Below are 6,094 nucleotides of genomic sequence, written 5' to 3'. Positions count from 1 at the left end.
AACAAAATCAAGTGCCGCACCGCTGCTTCACAGCAATCCGCATGTCGATAGGATTCTCGTAACGGAAGGCGAGTATGCCGCGTATCTGCAGAACGAGGAATTCGATCTTGGAATTTGCCTTGATGCGGATCAGCACAGTGCTGCTATTCACTCAATGGCGCGATGTAAGGAACGGGCCGGTTTTGTTTGTGACACCGCCGGCAGAGTTCAGCCGGTAAATGAGCGCTCACACGAATGGTGGGTGATGGGCGTAAACGACCAGCGCAAGAAGGCCAATCGCAAAACCTACCAGCACATCATGTACGAGATCTGCGATCTCGATCTTCCCACTCTTCCGCCTCAACTTGTGCTCAATGGAAGTGCGGAGAATGTGGCGAAGAGATTCATGGGCGAAAACAAAGCTCTCAAAGGAGCAAAGAAAATTCTTGGCTTGAATACGGGTGGTGGCGGACGCTGGCAGTACAAAAAATGGACTTTTGAAGGATACGTCGGGTTTATCGATCTCATCAAGGCGAAGCATCCCGATCTCGGTATCGTTCTTGTCGGCGGGCCCGAAGAGGTTGAACTCAATAAGGAAATTCTGAAGTCTGTTGGCAGTAAAGTGTCGGATGCCGGTTGCAATAACTCGTTGATGGAATTCGGCGGTATCGTCAATTTGTTTGACGTGATGCTTACGTCTGACAGTCTGGGTATGCACATTGGTGTTGCATTGGGAAAGCCGACTATTGTGCTTGTCGGCCCTACTTCGCCCTGGGAACTGGACGTTTTCGGGAAGGGTGATGTGCTATACAGCGATATTGAGTGCCTTGTGTGCTATCGTTCCCGATGCGACAAGACGGTGACGTGCATGAACACACTCTCGCCGGAGTATGTTGTTGCACAAGTCGAAAAGCATCTGTAAATTTCCGCCTCTCAACAAACAGAAGAATGTCGGAATTAGCGCACAGCGGAGGGGGAAAGGCAAGAATATCGGCCTATGTGGCATTGATACGACCGAAGCAGTGGATCAAAAACCTCTTCGTTTTTGTCCCGCTCGTTTTTGCAAAGGAGCTCTTTGAATTCGAGCCGGTTGTAACGTCAATGATGGCGTTTCTCACTTTTTGCCTCACGGCGAGCGCGGTGTACGTCGTCAATGACGTGGCGGATGTTGAGGCTGATCGCTCTCATCCCGAAAAGAAGAATCGCCCGATTGCTGCCCGATCGGTTTCATTTGTTGAGGCGTTCGTTCTGATGAGTGTGTTGCTTATCTGCAGCGGCGCAATTCTGTCCGGGATGGATCATCTGTTTGCGCTGGTTGTCGTGGTGTACTTTGTCATGAATCTTGCGTACTCCTTCAAACTGAAGAATGTTGTTCTGCTGGATGTGTTTGTTATTGCCGCGGGCTTCATGATGCGTGTAATCGGCGGGGCGTACGCCCTTCGCGTGGAAGTGTCGACTTGGCTTGTGCTGTGTACGCTCTTCGTTTCGCTATTTCTGGGCTTTGCGAAACGACGCAGTGAACTGGTGCATCTGCCGGATTCGACTTTTCCGGAACGGAAGGTACTACAACTCTATCGGGTAAGCTTTGTGGATCAGATGTTGACTATTGCTGCCGCGGGGACGGTGATTTCGTATGCACTCTACACAGTTGCACCGCGTACAGTACATCTGTTCAATACCGACAAGTTAATCTACACTACGGTGTTTGTTCTTTACGGAGTGTTTCGATACCTGTACCTTATTCACACGACAACGGCAACAGATAAGCCGACGGATGTTCTGACTTCAGATCCTCCGATTCTGATGACTGTGCTCTTGTGGGTTTGTGCATGTATTGCGTTGATCTATGCAGGTATGTAGGGGGACTACTATATGGCTTATGACAGACGCCTGAAAGTTCTGGCGTTGTTCTATGATATTCACCGCCCGCCGGAAGAGGAGTTGCGGCGGCTTGAAAAGAGTAATCAGACGCCCCGGGCGTCAATTTTTCGTGACGAATTCAATGCAGATATCCTGGACAGCAGAATGCTCGAAAAGGCTCCTGCAATACGACGTGCATTCTACCGCTTTCTGCCGACGGAATTGGCACAAATAATCGAGGCGTATATTATCCATCAAGAGTATGATGTGGTCTTATCGTGGTATGAACGGGCTGCATTTTCTTTTGCATTGCTCTGCAAAATAACAGGCCGAAAATCGGTTCCTCATGTCGCAATGTGCAGCTGGCCCGGAAGGGGCATCAAGGCTATTCTCCTCAGGCTTGCGCACTCCCGCATTACACGCCTGATTATGTGGTCGACGGTGCAACGGGCGCTTGTTGTGAACAAACTTCACGTGCCTGTGGCAAAGATAGATTTTGTTCACTATTTTGTTGACCAAAATTTCTTTCGACCGATTCCCCGGGAAACGGACATGATCTGTTCCGTGGGCAGCGAAATGCGCGACTTCCCGACGTTCTTAGAGGCCATGCGCGGACTTGATATGGCCTGCCACATTGCCGCCGGAACGTTGCATCGCAAACGCTCACGCTGGGTAACGGCTGTCGATTCTCTGGACGAACTGCCTCCGAATGTGACGGTGGGAAGAAGGAACTTTTTGGAGTTGCGTGAGCTTTATGCACGATCCCGTTTTGTGGTCATACCATTACTCCAATCGGATACTGACAACGGCATTACATGTATCCTTGAAGCTTTTGCTATGGGCAAACCTGTTATTTGTTCGCGTACAAGCGGGCAGGTTGATGTCATCCGGGAAGACGTAACGGGGCTTTTCGTGCCTGTTGGCGATCCGGTCGAGCTTCGCAAAGCAATCCTGCATCTGTGGAACAATCCGAACGAGGTTGAACGCATGGGGCGGGCGGCACGCAAATATATTGAGGAAGAACAAACCCTCGATGGGTTCGTGAGCAGCGTTAAATCGGTTGTTCAGTCCGTCGTTGAATCTCGACAAGTGACAAGTAAAAATTCAGCACCAAACAACCAACGAATTTCAGATCATGTCGGCGGGCAGTTGTGCGAGAAACAACCGCGCAAATCCGCCACAGCTAACTAAGTCGGGGGAGAACAGCAATCACTTTTATGAAGAACGGATTTCACAATGAAAATCTCGTCAAGAACGGACATTTTCCTGCAATGATGCACGTCCCCGTTTTGATGTACCATCGCATCTGCAAGCCGCAAGAAGTGAATGCCGGGAACGACTATATTGTCAGCACAGAGATATTCGAGCTACAACTCCAGTATTTCATACATCATGGATATCATACTCTGCCGATTGACGATTTACTTAACCCCAACCATCAGGGCCCGCCCGTGAAGAAACCGCTGGTGATCACGTTCGATGACGGTTACCTTGATACTCTTGAAAACGCCGCACCGTTGCTGGCCAAGTATGGATTTTCAGCTATCGTCTTTGTTATCAGCGATTTCTCCCGCCAGAACAACTGGTGGGATCTGCCTTACAATATGGCAGAGGCGAGATTGATGAAGGAAGACGAAATCATCAAGATCAGGGATTTTGGAATCGAGATCGGATCGCACGGTTGGAGCCACCGGTCCCTTCCCCTGTTGAAGGACGACGAGCTTGCCGAGGAACTTCATCACTCAAAGCAAATCCTCGAAAAGCTGTTAGGCAAGCCGGTCCGATACTTCGCCTACCCATACGGTGAAGTTGACGATCGCGTTGCCGCTTTTGCCCGGAAGTCGGGGTACCAATGCGCTTTCGCGACGAACTACGGGCCATGGTCGTTTTTCAGAGATTTGTTTCAGATTCGACGCACTCTAATTTCGAATCGGGCTGACGCCTTGTATTTGAATTTCAAACTATCAGGCGCGGAAAAGGGAGTCCGCTGGATGTGGTCTGTGACGAAACAGATTGTTGGCAGAAGGCCTCGATACAATGTGAGGTAACAGGTATAACGCGACACGATATGCCGGGTGCAGCCCGAAGAGTGGATAATTCTTACACGCTATTCAGTCTCTTCCACACAACGACGCACATTTTATGGAGTTTGGGGTGGAATTCAGGGGGTGCCCGTTGGCATATTGATTGCAAAGTTCTTTGCCACTACATGGGTATTGTTCATAATGGAAATTGTTCTTGTCGTACTTCAGGCGCCTTTTCTGTTGATGGCGGTGTTCCTTTCTCTGTATCTCATTCTCTTGACACTGGCTCCTTTTGTCATTCCGGCAAAGAAGAAGGCCCAGCCTTCGAGACAGAGAAAGTTCGCCATCATCATTCCTGCACATAACGAAGAAAAGGTTATTGAAGGAACATTGCGTAGCGCTTTCGAAATCGCATATCCGCGAGAGTTGTTTGACGTGATTGTTGTTGCGGACAACTGTACTGATCAAACGTCGAAACTGGCTCTCGGTGCCGGTGCTATTGTCTTCCAACGGTCCGATCCGACCAATAAAGGCAAAGGCTATGCACTCAATTGGATCATCCCTCAGGTACTGGAGAGACTTCCCGCGCCCGGCTACGACGCCTGTGTGTTCGTCGATGCCGACTCTGTTATCAGCAAGGATTTCCTGCACGAGATGAATATCTCGCTGGACGAAGGGCATCGTATTGTGCAGAGCAGTGACCTTGTTCTTGATAACGCAGGATCTTGGCGTGTTCAACTCATGCTTATTGCTTTTGCCCTTCAGAACTACGTGAGGCCGTTAGGCAAAGCCGCGCTCGGCTTTTCGGTTCCGCTCAAAGGTAACGGCATGTGTTTTTCGGTTGACGTTCTTCGCACGATGAAATGGGATGAGACGTCATTGGGAGAGGATCTGGATATGGGAATGGAACTCGTCCGGCAAGGGGAAAAAATCCACTTCAATCCCAAACCGATTGTGTATGCAATTATGCCCGAAGATTCTTCGAACGCCAAAACGCAGCGGATTCGATGGGAAGGCGGGCGCTTTGCAAGTATGAAGAACCGGGTTCCTCTTCTAATGAAAGAGGCATGGAAGAGGAAAAGCCTGTATACATTCGAAGCCGCGTTGGATGCGGCATTTCCACCACTGGCCATTTTGTTTCTTGGCGCTGCGGGGTTCGTTCTTGTTAATGTGGCTCTTGATTCGTACGGCCTCTTGTTGACACAATGGATGTTGTGGGGATGGTGGTCCGTTATCGGTATGATTGCCATCCATTGCATTTTGGGGTTGATTCTTGCACGTGTGCATCCGAGGAACTTGCTGGCATTTCTGTATCTGCCGCACTACCTCATCTGGAAAGTCGGCGTGTACGTCTCCATGCTCGCCGGAAAAACAAACAAGGTGTGGATGCGCACCGAGCGGTAGTAAGTCTTTTTTGGTTTATTGCAATGATATGACGGGGGGTATCATGCTGTCGAATAACATAGAAGATACACTTGGACTTCAATCACGCGAAGACTTGCTGCAGCCGGAAATGGCAGCGGCAACGAAAACAGTTACTTATCCACCATCGGTGCGTATGGCATTGAAGCGACTGTACCGCACAATCATGGTGAGAACCAAGATCAAAACTTGGAGTCTGTTTGTTGCGCTTCGGGCTCCGGTCAAACGATTGTTCGACATTGTCGGATCGATCGTGTGCATGATCTTGCTGTCACCCTTTTTTATTATTACAGCGTTGGCCATCAAGTTGCAGGATGGAGGGCCAGTGATTTTCACACAAACACGCGTCGGTAAATGGGGAAAAACCTTCAAGTTCTACAAATTCAGATCCATGATTCTCAACGCCGAGGACTTGAAGTCCAAGTTGATGCAGCACAACGAAATGAACGGTGTGATCTTCAAGATGAAAAACGATCCGCGCGTCACCCCGGTCGGCAGGATTATCCGCAAGCTGAGCATTGATGAATTACCCCAGTTGTGGTGCGTACTGAAGGGCGACATGTCACTTGTCGGGCCGCGTCCGCCGCTGCCCAGCGAAGTAGCCCTCTACAACAACCGCCATCACTACCGGCTCGATATTCTCCCCGGTATCACGTGCATTTGGCAGGTGAGTGGACGCAATCAGATCCAGTTTGAAGAACAGGTGACACTCGACGTCCAGTACATTCACAAGAGAACTCTCCGTTCGGATCTCAAAATCCTCTTGCAAACGGTCAAAGCGGTGGTCACTGCAAAGGGAGCATCGTAAG

General features: G+C 49.8%; 6 protein-coding genes. All 6 read left to right on the top strand.

Annotated features, from left to right (window positions below):
• Window positions 1-901: glycosyltransferase family 9 protein (locus KF749_15490; GenBank protein ID MBX2992555.1), on the top strand; the 901-nt coding region annotated here is incomplete at its 5' end.
• A gap of 26 nt (window positions 902-927) precedes the next feature.
• The gene (locus KF749_15485; GenBank protein ID MBX2992554.1) at window positions 928-1,839 is read left to right on the top strand and encodes a decaprenyl-phosphate phosphoribosyltransferase; all 912 of its coding nucleotides are present in this window, start codon (window positions 928-930) and stop codon (window positions 1,837-1,839) included.
• Window positions 1,840-1,851: 12 nt separating this feature from the next.
• Window positions 1,852-3,030: a glycosyltransferase family 4 protein gene (locus tag KF749_15480; GenBank protein ID MBX2992553.1), complete on the top strand. Its 1,179-nt coding sequence runs from the start codon at window positions 1,852-1,854 to the stop codon at window positions 3,028-3,030.
• A gap of 26 nt (window positions 3,031-3,056) precedes the next feature.
• On the top strand, window positions 3,057-3,887 hold the full coding sequence (locus KF749_15475; GenBank protein ID MBX2992552.1) for a polysaccharide deacetylase family protein: 831 nt from the start codon (window positions 3,057-3,059) through the stop codon (window positions 3,885-3,887).
• Between the two features lie 177 nt (window positions 3,888-4,064).
• Complete coding sequence (locus KF749_15470) at window positions 4,065-5,267, top strand: glycosyltransferase family 2 protein (protein ID MBX2992551.1); 1,203 nt, start codon at window positions 4,065-4,067, stop codon at window positions 5,265-5,267.
• Window positions 5,268-5,376: 109 nt separating this feature from the next.
• Window positions 5,377-6,093, top strand: coding sequence for a sugar transferase (locus KF749_15465; protein MBX2992550.1), 717 nt, complete (start codon window positions 5,377-5,379; stop codon window positions 6,091-6,093).
• The last annotated feature ends 1 nt before the right edge of the window (window position 6,094 follow it).

The organism is Bacteroidota bacterium (assembly GCA_019637975.1).
In the GTDB taxonomy this organism is placed as follows: Bacteria; Bacteroidota; Ignavibacteria; order UBA10030; family UBA6906; genus CAADGV01.
This window is presented reverse-complemented; position numbering and strand designations above follow the sequence as displayed.

What these genes read in the sequence shown, in the direction of transcription:
- KF749_15485 (MBX2992554.1), top strand. Translation starts at nt 928, where the DNA reads ATGTCGGAATTAGCGCACAGCGGAGGGGGAAAGGCAAGAATATCGGCC.
- KF749_15480 (MBX2992553.1), top strand. Translation starts at nt 1,852, where the DNA reads ATGGCTTATGACAGACGCCTGAAAGTTCTGGCGTTGTTCTATGATATT.
- KF749_15475 (MBX2992552.1), top strand. Translation starts at nt 3,057, where the DNA reads ATGAAGAACGGATTTCACAATGAAAATCTCGTCAAGAACGGACATTTT.
- KF749_15470 (MBX2992551.1), top strand. Translation starts at nt 4,065, where the DNA reads ATGGAAATTGTTCTTGTCGTACTTCAGGCGCCTTTTCTGTTGATGGCG.
- KF749_15465 (MBX2992550.1), top strand. Translation starts at nt 5,377, where the DNA reads ATGGCAGCGGCAACGAAAACAGTTACTTATCCACCATCGGTGCGTATG.